This window comes from Virgibacillus oceani (assembly GCF_041521345.1).
GTDB lineage: Bacteria > Bacillota > Bacilli > Bacillales > Amphibacillaceae > Virgibacillus_N > Virgibacillus_N oceani_A.
This window is the reverse complement of record NZ_JBGOHB010000001.1, coordinates 217,193-233,927: the sequence shown is the minus strand read 5'-3', so window position 1 is coordinate 233,927 and position 16,735 is coordinate 217,193. Positions and strand designations below refer to the sequence as shown.

The 16,735-nt window shown below is 38.6% G+C and carries 16 protein-coding genes; 8 read left to right on the top strand and 8 right to left on the bottom strand.

The features are described from left to right. Positions 1–159 precede the first annotated feature (159 nt). Complete coding sequence (gene rpoN, locus ACDX78_RS01175; RefSeq protein WP_486024637.1) at positions 160–1,467, top strand: RNA polymerase factor sigma-54; 1,308 nt, start codon at positions 160–162, stop codon at positions 1,465–1,467. 110 nt (positions 1,468–1,577) lie between these two features. On the opposite strand, the gene ACDX78_RS01170 is transcribed toward rpoN, so the two are convergent. The 3 genes from ACDX78_RS01170 to ACDX78_RS01160 all read right to left on the bottom strand — a co-directional run bounded on the left by ACDX78_RS01170 (position 1,578) and on the right by ACDX78_RS01160 (position 3,400). Further along, the gene (locus ACDX78_RS01170; protein ID WP_486024636.1) at positions 1,578–2,090 is read right to left on the bottom strand and encodes a FixH family protein; all 513 of its coding nucleotides are present in this window, start codon (positions 2,088–2,090) and stop codon (positions 1,578–1,580) included. 109 nt (positions 2,091–2,199) lie between these two features. Further along, a complete protein-coding gene (locus ACDX78_RS01165; protein ID WP_486024634.1) occupies positions 2,200–2,784 on the bottom strand; it encodes an SCO family protein in 585 nt (194 codons plus the stop codon). A 25-nt stretch (positions 2,785–2,809) separates the two neighbouring features. Continuing rightward, on the bottom strand, positions 2,810–3,400 hold the full coding sequence (locus tag ACDX78_RS01160; RefSeq protein WP_486024632.1) for a DeoR family transcriptional regulator: 591 nt from the start codon (positions 3,398–3,400) through the stop codon (positions 2,810–2,812). A 469-nt stretch (positions 3,401–3,869) separates the two neighbouring features. Between ACDX78_RS01160 and ACDX78_RS01155 the strand changes: the two genes are divergently transcribed. The 4 genes from ACDX78_RS01155 (at position 3,870) to ACDX78_RS01140 (ending at position 8,506) form a co-directional block, all read left to right on the top strand. After that, positions 3,870–4,856 carry a TAXI family TRAP transporter solute-binding subunit gene (locus ACDX78_RS01155; protein WP_486024631.1) on the top strand — a complete coding sequence of 329 codons (987 nt, stop codon included), beginning with the start codon at positions 3,870–3,872 and terminating at the stop codon, positions 4,854–4,856. Between the two features lie 222 nt (positions 4,857–5,078). After that, on the top strand, positions 5,079–7,037 hold the full coding sequence (locus tag ACDX78_RS01150; protein WP_486024630.1) for a TRAP transporter permease: 1,959 nt from the start codon (positions 5,079–5,081) through the stop codon (positions 7,035–7,037). Positions 7,038–7,196: 159 nt separating this feature from the next. Next, positions 7,197–7,544, top strand: coding sequence for a hypothetical protein (locus ACDX78_RS01145; RefSeq protein WP_486024628.1), 348 nt, complete (start codon positions 7,197–7,199; stop codon positions 7,542–7,544). 353 nt (positions 7,545–7,897) lie between these two features. After that, positions 7,898–8,506 (top strand): CAP domain-containing protein, encoded by a 609-nt coding sequence (locus ACDX78_RS01140; RefSeq protein ID WP_486024626.1) that lies wholly within the window; start codon positions 7,898–7,900, stop codon positions 8,504–8,506. A gap of 21 nt (positions 8,507–8,527) precedes the next feature. Here ACDX78_RS01140 and ACDX78_RS01135 read toward each other — a convergent pair whose 3' ends face one another. The 5 genes from ACDX78_RS01135 to ACDX78_RS01115 form a co-directional block, all read right to left on the bottom strand. After that, positions 8,528–8,920 carry an SLAP domain-containing protein gene (locus ACDX78_RS01135; RefSeq protein ID WP_486024625.1) on the bottom strand — a complete coding sequence of 131 codons (393 nt, stop codon included), beginning with the start codon at positions 8,918–8,920 and terminating at the stop codon, positions 8,528–8,530. A gap of 13 nt (positions 8,921–8,933) precedes the next feature. Next, positions 8,934–9,704, bottom strand: coding sequence for an ABC transporter permease (locus ACDX78_RS01130; protein ID WP_486024623.1), 771 nt, complete (start codon positions 9,702–9,704; stop codon positions 8,934–8,936). Continuing rightward, complete coding sequence (locus tag ACDX78_RS01125; protein ID WP_486024621.1) at positions 9,701–10,432, bottom strand: ABC transporter ATP-binding protein; 732 nt, start codon at positions 10,430–10,432, stop codon at positions 9,701–9,703. The genes ACDX78_RS01130 and ACDX78_RS01125 overlap by 4 nt, the downstream gene beginning before the upstream one ends. A 123-nt stretch (positions 10,433–10,555) precedes the next feature. Continuing rightward, a complete protein-coding gene (locus ACDX78_RS01120; RefSeq protein WP_486024619.1) occupies positions 10,556–12,028 on the bottom strand; it encodes a BCCT family transporter in 1,473 nt (490 codons plus the stop codon). 430 nt (positions 12,029–12,458) lie between these two features. Continuing rightward, positions 12,459–13,625: a CdaR family transcriptional regulator gene (locus ACDX78_RS01115; protein WP_486024618.1), complete on the bottom strand. Its 1,167-nt coding sequence runs from the start codon at positions 13,623–13,625 to the stop codon at positions 12,459–12,461. A gap of 209 nt (positions 13,626–13,834) precedes the next feature. On the opposite strand from ACDX78_RS01115, the gene ACDX78_RS01110 reads away from it, so the two are divergent. The 3 genes from ACDX78_RS01110 to ACDX78_RS01100 all read left to right on the top strand — a co-directional run bounded on the left by ACDX78_RS01110 (position 13,835) and on the right by ACDX78_RS01100 (position 16,544). Next, positions 13,835–14,797 carry an ornithine cyclodeaminase family protein gene (locus ACDX78_RS01110; protein ID WP_486024616.1) on the top strand — a complete coding sequence of 321 codons (963 nt, stop codon included), beginning with the start codon at positions 13,835–13,837 and terminating at the stop codon, positions 14,795–14,797. 73 nt (positions 14,798–14,870) lie between these two features. Next, complete coding sequence (locus tag ACDX78_RS01105; RefSeq protein WP_486024614.1) at positions 14,871–15,086, top strand: hypothetical protein; 216 nt, start codon at positions 14,871–14,873, stop codon at positions 15,084–15,086. Between the two features lie 15 nt (positions 15,087–15,101). Next, positions 15,102–16,544, top strand: coding sequence for a sodium:solute symporter family protein (locus ACDX78_RS01100; RefSeq protein ID WP_486024613.1), 1,443 nt, complete (start codon positions 15,102–15,104; stop codon positions 16,542–16,544). The last annotated feature ends 191 nt before the right edge of the window (positions 16,545–16,735 follow it).

The window sequence follows — 16,735 nt, the reverse complement described above, 5'->3', positions numbered from 1 at the left end:
TTGCGTTTTACTCGGCCCCAATTAAAAAAAACCTGTATTTTATCCAAATTTATATTATAATGAAGTGAAAGCGTATACAGTTTATCATTCTTCGATTCTACTAAAATATAACATACTATATTATAATAATACCGATGCGCTCCAAGGGAGGGATTTGTAATGGAGCTGGTGCTTCAACAGAAACAGAAACTTAACTTAGTAATGACAATGGAATTGCGTCAAGCGATAGCGATATTACAATATTCAACTGTGGAACTATACGATTACTTACAACACCAGGAGCTGGAAAATCCTTTAATTGAACTGACAGAGAATGAAGATGTTCATTTTGAAAAAGGAAGTATTCCGATTAAAAATATGGGGGGAAGCGGTAAAAACCCGATCGATTTTTTGCCCGATAAAAAAACAAATGAGAGAGAAATGTTATTGGAACAAGTAACGTGGCTGGATATTTCACACAAAGAAAAAGCATTACTGCATTATTTGATTTTCACCCTGGATGAAAATGGATATTTGCCGAGTCCTGAAGAGGAAATTTCCTCAGAGCTTGGTCTGGAATTAGAAAGCGTTAGGACAGGAATCGAAACCCTGCAAAAATTGGAACCAGTAGGAGTAGGAGCAAGAAATCTTGCAGAATGTCTTTATTTACAAGTAAAAACTTATTATCCGGATGATGAAGTAACTGAATTAATCATCAAATCACATTTAGAGCAGCTGGCAAACAAAAAATGGCAGGAAATCTCCAAGTCATTAAATATAGAACTGGCTGAAGTAAAAAGAGCGTTTGAAACGATCCGTTTGCTTAATCCGAAACCATGTCAATTGGAACAAAAGGCAATCGAGTATGTAACCCCTGATATTATTGTGGAAGAACATGCCGGGGATCTGGCATTTTACTTAAATGATAAGTATTTGCCAAAAGTAGAATTTAATCGCAGTTATAACACTTTGATAGACGGAAAGAATGAGTTAAATAAGTATGTGAAGGATAAATATAAAAGCTATCAAATGCTAATGAGCAGTCTTGAGCAACGAAGAAGTACAATCCTAAAGGTGACAGAAGCAATTATAAATAAACAGGAACGTTTCTTCACGGAAGGCTTTTCCGGACTGAATCCTTTAACATTAAAAGAGATAGCGGATGAAATTGATATGCATGAATCTACTGTCAGCAGATCTACGATGAATAAATTCATCCAAACACCAAGAGGCACTTTTGAACTCCGCATCTTTTTTACTTCCAAGCTAAACACGAATAACGGTGAAAATGCTTCACAAACGAAAGTTAAGCTATTATTGGAAGAACATATAAAAAATGAAAATAAATATAAACCGCACTCAGATCAAAAGATAGCAGATTATTTTAAGACAAAAAAAGGGATTACAATTTCCCGCAGAACGGTAGCAAAGTACAGAGAGGAATTAAACATTCTTTCATCAAGTAAAAGAAAAGAAGTAAAAGTTTAATTGAAAGGGCGGTGAATCCTTGTAGTTGATTCACGGCTTGGTTCTTGTATCATTGATAAATATCCATTATAAAAGCAACCCCGCTTTTTTGAAAAAGCGGGGTTGTCTGGTTAATCGTCCATATCCTCTTCATCTTCATCATCCGGATGCATATCACCGTGATCCATATCATGATGCTCATCATCTTCTTCATCTACATGAGAGTAATCTCCGCCTTCACCGACTGTTACTTCCGCCTCAGGCATGGTGTGTAAGTCTCTTGCAGTTACATGTATTTGAACATGGTAAATTCCATCTTCGTCAAATGTCGTTTCAGCTGTGTACGTACCATCTTCATGATTGGTAGCTTCTATAAAGTAGCTGTCATCTTTTTCGCCTTTTTCCCAGATTTCAAAATCCGCTTGTTCTGCATCTGTAACAACTTCATCTCCATACGTTACTTCGGCATGCATATCCAGTGTATCGCCGACGTCAATACTGTCGTCAACATGTAAATCTACTTCAAGTACCGCGAGTTCTTCTTCGAGATCTTCCAATTCTTCTGCATCTTCTTCATTATTACATGCCACTAGCGCTATACTTAGAATAAGCAGCAGTGCAAACATCCATAACTTTTTTTGCATGATTCCTCTCCGTTCTTTTATTTATTTCGAAATTAAAAGGTCATTATTTTATCGGCTTTTGATGGTATTTAAATCATTCATTAAAATCTTTTGGCATTGCCGTTATATGTTATATTTCATCAGCCACTCTGCGTAAATCACCCATAATGACGTCTGTTTCCGAAGATTCAACGCCATTGTAGCCTTTAATGACTTCTCCTTCAGGGCTGACCAAATAAAATCTTGTACCATGTGTAACCTGGTCGTCATCTTCCGGCGGTTCAATCAGTGGTGCCTGAAAGCTTTTAATCGAAATTTCTTTGATTGTATCAAAGTCATATCCTGTAAGGAAGGTCCAGTTATCCAAATCTGCATCATATTCTTCTGCATATTCTGTTAGCACCTCAGGCGTATCATAATCTGGATCAACAGTAAAGGAAACAAGTTGAACGTCCAGGTTTTCATCTTTGATTTTATCCTGAAGTAATGACATATTTGTCGTCATTGGCAGACAAACCGTAACACAGTTTGTAAAAACCATATCCGCAATCCACCATTCTCCTTCCAAATCTTCATGACTGAATGTTTCATTATCCTGTGTTGTAAATTCAAATGCTTCTATTTCCCTATCCATGTTTGTTTCGATATTATAACCCCCACATGCTGTTAAAAAAAATAATAAAGAACCAAGTAAGATCCATTTCCAAATTTTCATTGTGCAAACCTCCTTGTAAATAGTATTAGTTGATTGAATTGGAGTGAGGACAGTATTTACCATGCATTTTTTTCCCGTTTTTTTCTAATGCTTCTTCAAAAGTATAAACGCTACCGCCAAATCCTTTGACAAATTTTTCTGCATGCTCTTTCAAGTTGAATGTAAGCACCTGTGGCTGACAGCAGCCGATATTAATGGAAGTATCCATTACATACGTTGCTAAAGAAGCACCTATTGTCGTTTGGCATAAAAAATCATAGCATAACGCCTGGATTGCCTCACCACTTAACTGGTGATGACGAATAAGACCGCAATGGGCACAGCACGCCGTTTCGATTTTCGATCCGGGTAAAATAATCCGGTACGCTAATTTTTCGTTAATTGTTTTATGGCAGACAACACAATGATCCTCAGTGGCCTCGGGCGTAACGGGCACATACTTTAATGTTATTCCGCCAAATGTTTTTGTTATGTACCCTTCATCAATTAAAGGTTTTATATCCCGGTGTATCGTCATTTCCGAAACACTTAATATTTCACTTAAATCAGATATCTTCATATTATGCTCTTTAGCGATAAGCTCTTTAATCCGATTTTGACGTTCAACTGGAAACATGTGATCACCACCATTCCGCTTGCGTGTTGTTTTTTAACAAATTAAATCATTTCTTAACATAAGCGTATCAGTGGAAAATAACATAGGCAACAGCCAAATGTGAAAATACTGTTACAAGTTTATATCATATTTATGGCTTTGTGCTTTTTAATGATTAAGTTTATATAAAAGGAGTTTGTCACAGAAAATTATAAAAGAAGAAACTCTTTCATTAAGGTAAAAACACATTTGAAAATAAATAAAAATATTCTTATATATTCATAGTTGCTAAATAATGAAACAGATTTTTTAATTTATATATTTTTTTCATTGATATCATTCAGAATATAAGTATAATTGAGATAAGCTTCTTTTCCAAAGTTTGCATATTGCAGATGAAAGAGAAATATTTTTTGTATAGGTTCTATTGAGAGGAATGACAGCGCATACAAAAATGAAGCGATAATTCAAATTAAAAGGGGAGAGAGAAATGAGAAAAAGTATTTTTTTTACGATGATGGCTGCTGTTTTATTTCTTGCTGCATGTGGCGGCGGCGGAACCAGCATTGCAATTGGACCGCCAGCAAGTGAAACAAATTCCGTTTCTCAGTTATTATTTGAAGCATATGGAATTGGTGAAGGTGATTATAGTGAGTTTCAGGAAGGCTTTGGGGATGCCGCGGATGGCGTACAGGACGGAAATATTGATATATCTGTTGGGATACTTGGTGTACCTGCAGGAAGCATAGAAAGTTTACAAGCTTCTGCTGGTGATGTAAAAATGCTCAGTTTAACAGATGAAGCAATTGAATACATGGAAGAAAACAGCGGTTATTTAAGATATACCATACCTGCAGATGCCTATGATTTTCTGGAGGAAGATGTAGAAACAGTAACGGCCTATGCCATATTAATGGGAAATACCGATACGATTGATGAAGAACTTGGGTATGAATTGGCAAAAAGTATGGTCGAAAATGCAGATGAAAATACCCATGCACAATCAGAGCAAATGACGTTGGAAAATGCCCTGGCAGGTGCAGAGGATCTGCCAATTCATCCTGGCGCAAAACGTTATTATGAAGAACAAGGGTTAACAGTAGATAATCCGGTGGCTGACTTAAATGTCAGTGAAGAAAAAGATGAATATATTTTAGGTACTGGCAGTCAGGGTGGCACCTATTATCCACTTGGCGGGGAAATGGCAACGGTATGGAATAATAACATTGATGGGGTAAATGTAACAAATACAGAAACAGGTGCTTCTATTGAAAACCTTGCAAGCATTCGTGATGGTAACATGGATCTGGGAATGGCTGTCCATGTACCAGCACTTGATGCGATGGATGGAAGCGGAGATTTTGAGGATAATGAAGTAACCAATGCAGCATTTATCGGTCACATTTATCCGGAAGTTGTTCAAATTGTTACACGGGAAAACACAGGCATTGAAGGCTTGGAAGACCTAGTGGATTAATGAAACACAGGGACGGTTCTCCTGTTTCAAATGTGCTTGATTTTTATTAAACCAACAGGTTCACATGGCTTCTAGTTTTAATTGAAAAACCATTTTTCTATCATGTATTTTGATTTTGCCAAGGAGACGATTAATTCCTTCCTGGATACGATTTTCTATCATATTATTAGAAAAATAGTTAATATCTCGTAATATTTATGTGTTTTGAAAGGATGTGAACAGATGGCACAAAAGGGAAAAGCATCTTCAGAGGCAATCCTTGAAAAATATGATAGGGAAAGTACTTTCAGAAAGAAGATTGGAAAATGGGTCTGGGTTGTTACATTTCTTAGTGTGGCTTTAACCGTCTTTCATTTATATACTGCCTATTTTGGAACATTACCTTCTCAGCAGCAGGGTGCAATACACGTAGGGACAGCACTGGGATTAATATATTTGCTTTTCCCTGCAAAGAAAGGATTGGGAAAAAAACAGACTACTGTACCATGGTATGATGTCATTCTCGCATTCACTGGTATGTATGTTACCTATCATAAAATTATATTCTTTGATTCGATTCTTCAAAGCAGAATTTCCGGCTATTCAACAATTGATGTCATCATTTCTATTTTGGGGATATTATTGCTGCTGGAAGCTACAAGAAGAACGGTGGGACTGCCGATCGTTATAGTAGCAGGTGTGGCGATTTTATATACTATTTTTGGTAATTATATTCCAGGGCAAATATTATCCCATCCCGGCTTTTCGGTTGATCGGCTTGCCACTAACCTTTGGTATCAGGAAAGTGGTGTATTTGGAACACCTGTTCAAATTTCTGCCAGATTTATATTCCTGTTCCTTTTCTTTGGTGTTCTCCTTGTCCATACAAAAATTGGACGGTTTTTTAATGACTTGGCTTTAGCATTAACAGGAAGATTTACAGGAGGTACAGCTAAAACGGCTGTAGTCGCAAGCTCTATGCAAGGCATGGTTTCGGGGAGTTCCGTTGGTAATACAGTTGCATCCGGGTCGTTTACGATTCCGATGATGAAACGTTCCGGCTTTAAACCGGAATTTGCTGCTGCGACAGAAGCATCGGCTTCGACCGGTGGACAAATTATGCCGCCGATCATGGGAGCGGCTGCATTTATTATGATGGAGTATATTGGTGTTTCTTATGGCACTATTATGCTGGCAGCGCTCATTCCAGCCATATTATATTTTAGTGGTATATTTATAGGCACTCATTTTGAGGCTAAAAAAATGGGCATTGTCGGTTTACCAAAAGCTGATCTTCCAAATTTTAAAAGGTTAATTTTTAAAGATGGGTATATGATTTTACCGATATTTGTAATTATTGGAACGATCATGATTGGTTATACACCTCAAATGGCTGCTTTAATGGGGATAGTATCAGCTTTCATTATTAGTTTGTTCAGGAAAGATACAAGAATGGGCTTTAAAAAAATTATTTATGTGCTGGAACAAGGGGCCCGTGTAGCTTTACCGGTTATCGCCGCGGTTGGTACAGCTGGTATTATTGCTGGTGTTGTCAGCATTACCGGCCTAGGTTCAAAGTTTGCTGCAGGCGTTATTGCGCTGTCTGGAGGTATCCTGATATTTGCACTGTTTTTTACGATGATTGCATGTATCATTTTAGGGATGGGGCTTCCGACAACGGCAAATTATGTTGTTACAGCTACTATTGCTGCGCCAATTTTAATTAATGAGTTTGGCGTTGCGCCGATCGCTGCGCATATGTTTGTGTTTTACTTTGGTATTGTTGCAGATATTACCCCCCCTGTTTGTCTTGCTGCATATGCCGGTGCCGGTATAGCGAGGGCAAATCCGTTTCAGTCTGGGGTAACAGCACTTAAACTGGCAATTGCTGCTTTTATCGTTCCGTATATACTGGTTTATAATCCAATTCTTGTCATGGTGGATGTTACAGTGATGGGGATCATCTTGGCTGTCACTACGTCCTTAATAGGTATGGCTGCAGTCAGTAGTTCCACTGTTGGTTTCTTTATACGAAATGCGTATGCTTGGGAACGTCTTGTATTATTTCCGGCAGGTATCATGCTGATCATACCGAATATAATAATCAGTCTCATCGGTCTTGTGCTTATGATTGGTATTTGGTTTATTCAGAAACAGCGTAAAGATGACGCAGGTCAAATGGTTTTGCGTGCTTCTCGGTAGTATAGTATAAAGACAGTCTTTTCCTACTTTAAATTAGGTGAAAGACTGTCTTTTTCTGTGGATCTAAACATTTGCCCAGTTCATTTTGCTTCAGGCTACATAGGCTATAAGGAAGAGTTGGAAAATACAGCGCAAATTTAAATGAAAAGGGGAATTTAAATGTATAGATATGAAAATCATCCACCTATGCTGCCTATGGAACCACCTCACAGATTTGGACCACCTGGTGCAGCGGGAATTGACCCGATGACTTCCGGTTTGATTGGTGCGGGCCTTGGGTTTTTAGGTGGAGGATTGCTTGCTGGAGGGCCGGGTTTTGGAGGTTTTGGACCTGGTTACGGTGCAGGAGGTCCGGGGTATGGACCTGGTCCAGGGTTTGGCCCAGGCTTTGGTCCTGGTCCCGGGGCATATGGGCCGGGGTATGGCGGCTTGGGACCAGGTGCATATGGTCCCGGCTACGGGTCCCCTTATAGTACAGGAGCCGGATTTGGCCCGTACGGATATTGATTAATAATGATTTTATACAGCATGCGGGCTTAGTCCGTAATGCTGTGTTTTTTTCTTATGAAGAATGCGAGATAAGCCTGCTGTTCCGTAATAACTTTGTAGACAAGTCTAATAGTTTAAGCGTAAAAATAATTCTTCTGTAGGGAACTCAATGGATGATATTCTTTAAAAAGCCCCGTAAATATTACATTTTTATTACCTTATTATTTTCCCTCAAACGATGGTTCCAAGCCTTCAAAACCACTTCCACCGGATTGTAACGATACGGTAATAATCTTGCCAAAAATTTAATAATGACTTTTTCTCAAAAACTATTTATCCTATGTTTATATCAAAAAGAAAGGATGATGGGAATGCTTAAGAAAGTCAGTAAGCTTACATTTGTGTCTATATTAACTATAGCTTTACTATTTCCTGCGAGCTCATTAGCAGCTAATACTTATACAGTAACACCTGGAGATGCATTATGGAAAATTGCAGTAAAAACAGAAACAGGGGTCAGTGAACTGGTTGATGCCAATCCCCAGCTGGCCAATCCGAATCATATTTATCCCGGACAAAAAATAAACATAGCGAGCAATGCTGAATTTTCGCAGGAACAAGAAGTAATCGATTTGGTAAACCAAGAACGGGAAAAAGCTGGTTTGTCTGCTTTGAAATATGACTGGGAACTGGCGAGAGTGGCAAAATATAAGTCTCAGGATATGAAAGATCAAAACTATTTCAGTCATGACAGTCCTGTTTATGGTTCACCATTCACCATGATGCAGGATTTCGGTATCAATTATACAACTGCCGGTGAAAATATTGCGAGAGGTCAAGGGTCTGCCGAGCAGGTTGTCAATGCTTGGATGAACAGCTCCGGACATAGAGCAAATATTATGAGCAGCGACTTTACACATATTGGTGTGGGTTATGTTGAATCAGGAAATTATTGGACACAAATGTTTATAAAAAAATAGAAGTAAAAAATAGCTATGGTCCTAATCAGGGTCATAGCTATTTACTAATTCCAGCTTTCCATTTTCCAGATTATGGTCGAAGAAAATGCATGTTTTAGGAAAAATAAATGTCCATGGTGTACTTGTTTCTCCTTTAACGAAAAAAGGCAGGCTGAAGGTATTTTGGGCAGCTGTTTTTGCTGCAACACTATATTTTACTGTTTTATCTACAAAAGAAAATGTTTCTTTACTTATATTGTGAATGATTACTGTAACCAAGCGTTCACCTTTATGGTTTATTGCCTGCCACAACGGGCTGAATTGAACTGCCGGTTTATCCGATAACACAGCTTCATGAAAAGCTTCCATAATTCTGGAGCGGTCCGTTTCAGAAATAGTCTTCTCCCAGGCTTTCTCAAGTAATAACTTTTGCATATAAGCTCCCCCATCATTTCTCTTTTGTTGCTAATCGCTCCTTCAAAAATTGCATTCGCTCATTGAATAATGTCGGATAGGATAAATACCCGATCATTATACTTGTAATCACTGCCGTTGTTAACAGAAGAAACAAGATAAGCAATTGAAATAGCACTGCTTGTACAGGATCTGCTCCAGCGATAATCTGACCGCTCATCATCCCGGGTAGCTGAACAAGACCAATTGTTTTTTGACTTTCAATGGTAGGGATTGTACTTGCTTGAATGGAGGAAATTAACGGCTTGTGCACCGCCTGTTTCGGGGTGCCTCCAAGGGATAGAACCAGTTCCGTTTCCTTGTCCTTTTCTTCCATTTCTGAAGTGAATCTGTTTAAAAACAGGATACTGAGCACCATGGAATTACCAATTATCATCCCACTGATAGGAATAATATACTGTGCTGTTGGCGGGGTTATCATAAACCCGATTAAAATCGCCTGTGTCAGTATTTCTATAAAGGTAAATGTCAAAACAAGCTTCCAAATAATCCCTTTAATGGAAGCGCCTTTCTTTTGCGCGTTATGTGTAGCGGCTACAATCATTAAAACTATCATTAATATAATATACAGCATATTCTCTGCATCAAAAACAAACTGCAGCACATATCCCACCGCAATTAATTGAATAATCGAACGAACTGTGGCTACAAATGTATCTTTTTCCAGCCCCAGATTTAAGGCTTTTGATAAAATCAAGGGGATAAGGACAAATATAAGGGAAATTCCCAATGTTAAAAAGCTCATTGCACTTCACCGCTTACAAATCGCTTGACGTCATCATTTGTTGGATTGTTTAAAAAGTCGCTTTCCCCACTTTCCATCAATTCCCCATCCATCAATACCCAGGTATGATTCCCGATCGTAATTGCCTGCTCTAAATTATGAGTAATCCAGATAATTGTTACTTTATATTTATCATTGATTTTCTGGATCAATTCCTCTATATCCTGTGTTGAAATCCTGTCGAGGGAAGAAGTGATCTCATCCAGCAGTAAAATATCCGGCCGGTTTACCAATGTGCGGGCGATGGATAATTTTTGTCTTTGGCCACCCGATAAATCTTTTGCTTTTTTTCTTAAAAAATCTTTTTCCAGACCAACCAGCTGCATAAGTTCTTCTGCTTCATCATCAGGCAATGTTTTGCCATTGAGGATACGGGGGAGGGCAAGATTTTCTCTTACCGTTCCTCCTAACATTGTTGCATCCTGCAAGGCATACCCGACATTTCTGCGTAAATTTACCGGATCATAGGATTGGATAGGCTCTTCATTTAGATAAATCTCTCCGGACGAGGGTGAAATTAACCCATTACACATGCGGAATAAGGTTGATTTTCCTGCTCCAGAAGGACCTATTAATGTAGTGATTTTCCCTTTCATAATAGAGCCGGAAATATTTTTTATTATGTGTACACCATCTGCATTAAAATTGACTTCATTAAATCGAATAGCTGAGTTGGTATGATTCGGCATCTTTCTCACTTCTTTCAGGCAAGTAGTTTATCTAACAAGTGTAATGATAAGCTTTGCTTTTTTCAAGAGATACCATAACAGCAGAGACCCCCAAAAAGAGAATTTCTGATTAGGGATAAATACTTATACATTTTCTTTACTCAAAGCCCGAAACAAGGAAATCATCATCAGGATGAGGATAAAAGAGAATGGCAAAGCTACTGCAATAATGGTGTTTTGCAAGGCTGTGAGACCTCCGACATACAGTAAAATGAGCGCAATAGATGATTGAGCAAGTCCCCAAACTATTTTCACACTATTCGGCGGGGACAATGAACCTCTTGTTGCCTGCATGCCCAGTACAAAAGTAGCTGAATCTGCGGAGGTGATGAAGTAAGATATAATGAGCAGAATAGCAATCATCGAAAGTAAAAAAGACATAGGAAGATGATCAAACATGTTAAACAATACAAGTTCTGTCACATACTGAGACAAATCCACCCCGCTATTTTGAATATTCCCTGCAGTTGTGCCAAAGGCTGCAAACCAAATACTAACCAAAAGAGTAGGGGCAAGAATTACACCAAGGATAAATTGCCGAATGGTACGTCCACGTGACACCCTGGCTATAAACATGCCGACAAACGGCCCCCAGGAAATCCACCATGCCCAATAAAAAACCGTCCATGCATCAAGCCACCCTCTGTTATCTGAACCGAGGGGTGCTGTTCGGAAACTTAGCTGAACAATATTCTGCAAGTATGTCCCAAATGCATCCGTAAACATGTTGAAAATGAGCAGGGTAGGTCCCGTAATGATAACAGTGATAAGTAATAGCAGTGCCAAAACCAAATTGGTATTGGATAAATATTTAATTCCTTTGCTTAATCCCGTCCAGGCGGAGATGAGAAATAATACGGTTACAATCAGAATAATAAAGAACTGCGCCGTAAAACCTACTTCAATACCAAATAAATGATCCAAGCCTCCATTTATTTGCGAAGCACCAAACCCAAGAGATGTTGCAACGCCAAATACAGTTGCAAAGGTAGCCAATACATCTATAGTAATGCCAAATGGGCCGTCCATTTTATCCCCGAAGAGTGGTTTTAACGTGGCAGATATTAATCCAGGTTCCCCTTTTCTAAATTGGGAAAAAGCTAAAGCTAATGCAATAAATCCATACATAGACCAGCCGTGGATCCCCCAATGGAAAAAAGTAAAAGACAAGCTTTGTTTAAATGCTTCATCTGAACCTGGATCGGCAATCGGTGCATCTGTAACAAAATGATATAAAGGTTCAGCTGCGCCATAAAAAACGAGACCAATTCCAAGCCCTGCTGAAAATAACATGGCAATCCATGAAATAGTGGAGAATTCCGGTTTTTCGTTCTTTTTACCAAGTTTTATTTTACCGTAAGGGCTGAATGCTACAATTAGTGAAAATAAAATAATAGCTGAAAACAGCCACATGTAATACCAGCCGAAGTTAGTAGAAAGAAATATATTTGTTAATGAAGTAACCTGTTCAAACTGATCTGGAAAAATAGCACCCAGAATAACCGCTACAATAACCAATGAAATGGTAATATAAAAAACACTAGAAACCTTCTTCATGAAATCCTCCTGCAATGATGTGACTTGTAAATACAGGACAGTTCTCCTGTTCTAAGCACAGATGAAACAGCGGTAAAGTTCTTTTGTTGCAAGATCCCCTTTACTCACTATTGTCTGCTTATTTCATCAACCGTTTTGTTATTTTACATCAAAGACAAGGGGATTATACCGGTAAGCAGGTAAATGTATAAGGATTTTCGGGTGGGAAAGGGTGCGATGGCAATTTTTAGGAAGTGATACTGATTTGACAGATGATTCGTATATATTCTAAATAAGGATATCTGGTTGCAGGTGGAGTTTGAACTGACGCTGGACAGCGTTGCTCGGATGCCAAGTATAAAGAGGTTGATCGCACGACTTTTCAGTAAAAAGTGCCAGAAAAAACATGGAGTTTCCTGATGAATTGAAACAGCAGAACTGGCCCGCTGTTTCAATTTTTTAATGCTAAATAAAGGATCATGCAGTCCTGGAAGTTGCTGGTATTGAGGGTGGTCATTTCTTCTATTTTTTTTAGCCTGTATATTAGTGTGTTTCTATGGATAAATAATGCTTTAGCTGTTTGGCTGATATTCAGATTGTTTTCACAGTATGTTATAAAAAGTCCGGCCATTTCACTGAAACGGTCGTGTTCCATAAATGTGTTTATACGGAATTTGATTGTTTCTCGAAAATCTTCACTAAACTTTAGAGGAAACTGTTCCAAAAGGATATTCCAATCATAGATCGTGTGTATTTTAGGTTCAATATCTCGTTCTTTAGCGAATCGAATTAAATGTTCTGCTTTCTGGTATGATTCACTTATCTTTTCAATGAATGGGGACAAGCTGCCGGCAGCAATAGAGGGTTCTTTAATGGAATACACCTCCAACAACCTGATCAAATTCCTGCTTTGTTTGTTAAATTGCCCAAGCAGCTTCCGATAATCCGCCATATTATTCACCTGTCTTACCACGACTATTTTTTCGGTATTTAAAAAAGTACATAATGCATGGGCAGAACAGGCGTATGCTTCCTGGGTGCACCTAAGCAGATTGTCTTTTAGCTGGTCAACGGAAATATGTTTTTTTGCACTATTTAGGAGGGAATTACCAATGTCTATAACAGTACAAAAGTTCTGTTTTCCATAAGAAATACCAACCATTTCACAATATTGTTTCACCCTTTGGGACTCGACTGTTTTATTTAATAATATATATTGGGCAAATGTTTCTTTGGTTTTTGCTTCCATATCTGTTATTTGCTGATGAAATGTTTCCTGCCACATCATTTCAACATAGTTTTTGATCAACAAACCGTATGGTTCTACTTGTTCCGGCGGGCCGATGACGCCCAAAACACCGACTGTTTTATAGTCAAATTGCAGGGGGAAAGCAATCCCTTCAAATACATTATCCATGTTTCTTATTTTCTCCTTATCAAAAATAATATAATCATTTTTCTCAATTACTTCTTTGGATGGCAGGTGATATGTACCTATCCGTTCGGGGCTAGTTGCACCAATAATATATCCATTGTCATCACTAAGACTAATTCCAAATGGCAATATTTTTGAAACCGCTTTCACAACTTTTTGTGCAAATTGCACCAAGAGATTCATATCGTTCAATCCTTTCATACAGGAGACTATTACTATTTACATCTTACCATAATTAAGATAATTAAATAAAGTCGAATTTGTAGAACGTATTTTTAGGCAAATTGTCTATAGAATTAGTGCTTGTAATAAGTTATAACTTTAACTAATAAAATAATATTAATTTAGAATTATCAAATATTATTTACCGGTTTATTAGGAGGCTGATTTTTTTGTTGTATTTAAATGAACAGGCAATTCGGGACGCGGTTACGATGAAGGATGTAATAGATGCTATAGACGCAACCTATAAACTTTATAAAAAAAATGATTTTCAAATGCCTGAAAGAATGCAGGTGAAAGAAGGTGACGATACATTACTGTTAATGCCCTGTATTACCGAAGATGCGATAGGAACAAAGCTTGTCACTTTATTTCCGAACAACACTAAACATCCGACGCTGCACGGTTTGGTTATTTTAAATGATAGTAATACAGGTCAGGTTAAAGGCCTGATTGATGGTTCTTTTCTGACAGGATTTCGGACAGGAGCGATTGGTGGTTCAGCGGTCAGACATTTGACAGATAATGATGCAACGAAGCTGGCTATTATCGGAACGGGTGTACAGGGTCTGTACCAATCCATTGCAGCCTGTGCTGAGCGAGATATTACGGACATTTATTTATACAATCGAAGTCCGGAAAAAATACCTGCTTTTAAAGAGAAATTACGAGGTTGGCTGGGAGATGATATTCAATTGCATACTGCAGATTCCGCAGACATAGCGGTGGAAAATGCGGAAGTCATTATCACTGCGACAACTTCAAACGAACCGGTATTGCCGGATAATAAAGAACTTTTAAAAGATAAAGTGGTAATTGGTGTTGGCTCATTCCAGCCGACCATGCGAGAATTTCCAAAAACATTATATGAATTAACAGACAAAATATATATTGATACAGATCATGCGGTGGAGGAGTCCGGGGACATTGCGGATCCATTAGAAAAAAGCTGGATTAAGAGCGATGCTATAGAAAATATGGCAGCCTTTTTAGCTGATTCAAAAAAGGTCAACAAGGAAAAGGGGAGGAGTGTTGTATTCAAATCGACAGGAATGGCTTTGTTTGATGTAGTTGTTGGCAATTTGGTATATCAGAAGGCAATTGAAAAGGGGGTTGGTATGAAACTGGATTAAAAGGTGAAATTTCAGCCATTGCTATCTTATTTGGAGTTTCTTGAAAAAATGAAAAAGAGAGGAGGAAAGTGAGATGAATCCTAAGCTGAAAGACCCCGGTATTATTTTATTGGTTGTCTTAGTGGCGGTGTCTGCAATTGTACTGATATGGTGGCCGACGGATATTTATCTTATGGGTATTTCTTTAGCTGGATGGTTAATGTTTTCCACGTATTTTATATGGTTTTTGTTGGCTGTTGTATACGTGCTATGGATAGAGAAAGTTGAAAAAGAAAAGGAATCTGAATAGATAGGAGGGAAAAATATGCAATTAACGGAAACAATTATATTGATGATATATCTTGTGGCTATGACAATAATGGGGATATATTTTACAAGGCGGGCACACGCTTCGGAAAGTGACTATTGGACAGCAGGAAAAAAAATCAATACTTTTGTTGGTGCGTTTGCTCTGTTTGCCGCACTTGCAAGTTCCAGCTCTTTAATGGGGGCTGTTGGTTCAGGGGTTTCGCTAGGTATTCCATTTCTGTTTGCCTATGGCTTTGGTGCGGTAGCGATTCTTCCGTTCACCATGTTTTTGGTATCCGGGCAAATAAGAAGATCGGGTGTGAGTACCTTGCCCGAATTTTTTAAACAGCGCTTTGGTAATTCGGTTCAAATTGTAGCTGTAGTCATTGTTGTTATTGGGATGACTTTTTATATGGTACCACAATATACAGCATCAGGACTTATTGGATCCTATGTATTAGGTATAGATTATACCACTGCGGTTATTGTGCTTGGAATTGGTTTTACAGTGTACGCAGCACTGGGAGGCATGTGGGCGATCACTTATACCGATCTCATCCAGGGAGCAATTATTCTTGTTGGAATGTTTGTATTGTCAATTATAATTTTAACGCAGCATAATGGTTTTGCTTCCCTAATTCAGGATGCGCTTACGATTACCCCGCAATTTGGAGATATAACACAGCCATGGATGTCCTATTTTGGTTTATTTTTGGCTTTTCTTTGGTTCGGTATAGTCTCACCTTCAGCGGTAATGCGTAACTTTGCTTCACGTGATGCCCGAATAGCCCGTCGTTCGGCAATGTGGGCCTGTTTGCTCTACCTGGTTATTTTTATCTTTGGGCTTATTATTGCTGCAGCAGGTGCTTCCCTTGGCTTAGCAGAAACGCTCGATAATCAGGATATGATATTTGTTTCGGTTATTGAAAATTACATGTCGCCAATACTAGCTGGAATTATGTTTGCCGGACTGCTTGCAGCTATTATGTCTTCTGCAGATGCCATGCTGCTTGCTATTTCTGCAGGAGTTGCCCGTGACATTTATAAGGAGTATTTTAAAAAGGATGCCACGGAAAAACAGGTTACAAGGCTAGGGTTTATCGTTATGGTTATTGCCAGTATAGTAGGAATTTTGATTGCCGTCGAACCACCTCAATTGATTGCAATTATGGTCGGCTGGGTTGGCGGAGGTTTGCTTTCCACATTCGGATTTCCGCTTGTTCTGGGAATCTGGTGGAAGCGAGCCAATACAGCCGGTGCACTTGCAGGAATGCTCGGAGGGGGACTGGTTTTCCTCATACTTGTCATTACAGAGCCATTTGCACTCGTAGCTGAGCCGATCATCGCTGCACCTGTGTCATTAATTTTAGTTATTGTTGTAAGTTTAATGACATCCCCGCCATCAGAGGAAATGCAAAATCAAGTGGATCGATATCATGGCGAAGAAAAAGCATCTTAAATACAGGTATATGATAAAATAAAGGTACCGTGGCCTGTCTGCCAAAAAAATTGGAGGCAGGCTTCCTTTATAAGAATGATTATCCAAAGCAATTACTAAGTAATCATAAAACCAACTGTAATCGCTTTCATTTTTTTGTGCAATTTGCATAAAATGCTCGAAGTGCCATTGTGAATAAATTATCGGAAGAT

Coding starts and splice junctions, on each gene's coding strand:
- rpoN (WP_486024637.1), top strand. CDS start 160: ATGGAGCTGGTGCTTCAACAGAAACAGAAACTTAACTTAGTAATGACA.
- ACDX78_RS01170 (WP_486024636.1), bottom strand. CDS start 2,090: ATGCAAAAAAAGTTATGGATGTTTGCACTGCTGCTTATTCTAAGTATA.
- ACDX78_RS01165 (WP_486024634.1), bottom strand. CDS start 2,784: ATGAAAATTTGGAAATGGATCTTACTTGGTTCTTTATTATTTTTTTTA.
- ACDX78_RS01160 (WP_486024632.1), bottom strand. CDS start 3,400: ATGTTTCCAGTTGAACGTCAAAATCGGATTAAAGAGCTTATCGCTAAA.
- ACDX78_RS01155 (WP_486024631.1), top strand. CDS start 3,870: ATGAGAAAAAGTATTTTTTTTACGATGATGGCTGCTGTTTTATTTCTT.
- ACDX78_RS01150 (WP_486024630.1), top strand. CDS start 5,079: ATGGCACAAAAGGGAAAAGCATCTTCAGAGGCAATCCTTGAAAAATAT.
- ACDX78_RS01145 (WP_486024628.1), top strand. CDS start 7,197: ATGTATAGATATGAAAATCATCCACCTATGCTGCCTATGGAACCACCT.
- ACDX78_RS01140 (WP_486024626.1), top strand. CDS start 7,898: ATGCTTAAGAAAGTCAGTAAGCTTACATTTGTGTCTATATTAACTATA.
- ACDX78_RS01135 (WP_486024625.1), bottom strand. CDS start 8,920: ATGCAAAAGTTATTACTTGAGAAAGCCTGGGAGAAGACTATTTCTGAA.
- ACDX78_RS01130 (WP_486024623.1), bottom strand. CDS start 9,704: ATGAGCTTTTTAACATTGGGAATTTCCCTTATATTTGTCCTTATCCCC.
- ACDX78_RS01125 (WP_486024621.1), bottom strand. CDS start 10,432: ATGCCGAATCATACCAACTCAGCTATTCGATTTAATGAAGTCAATTTT.
- ACDX78_RS01120 (WP_486024619.1), bottom strand. CDS start 12,028: ATGAAGAAGGTTTCTAGTGTTTTTTATATTACCATTTCATTGGTTATT.
- ACDX78_RS01115 (WP_486024618.1), bottom strand. CDS start 13,625: ATGAATCTCTTGGTGCAATTTGCACAAAAAGTTGTGAAAGCGGTTTCA.
- ACDX78_RS01105 (WP_486024614.1), top strand. CDS start 14,871: ATGAATCCTAAGCTGAAAGACCCCGGTATTATTTTATTGGTTGTCTTA.
- ACDX78_RS01100 (WP_486024613.1), top strand. CDS start 15,102: ATGCAATTAACGGAAACAATTATATTGATGATATATCTTGTGGCTATG.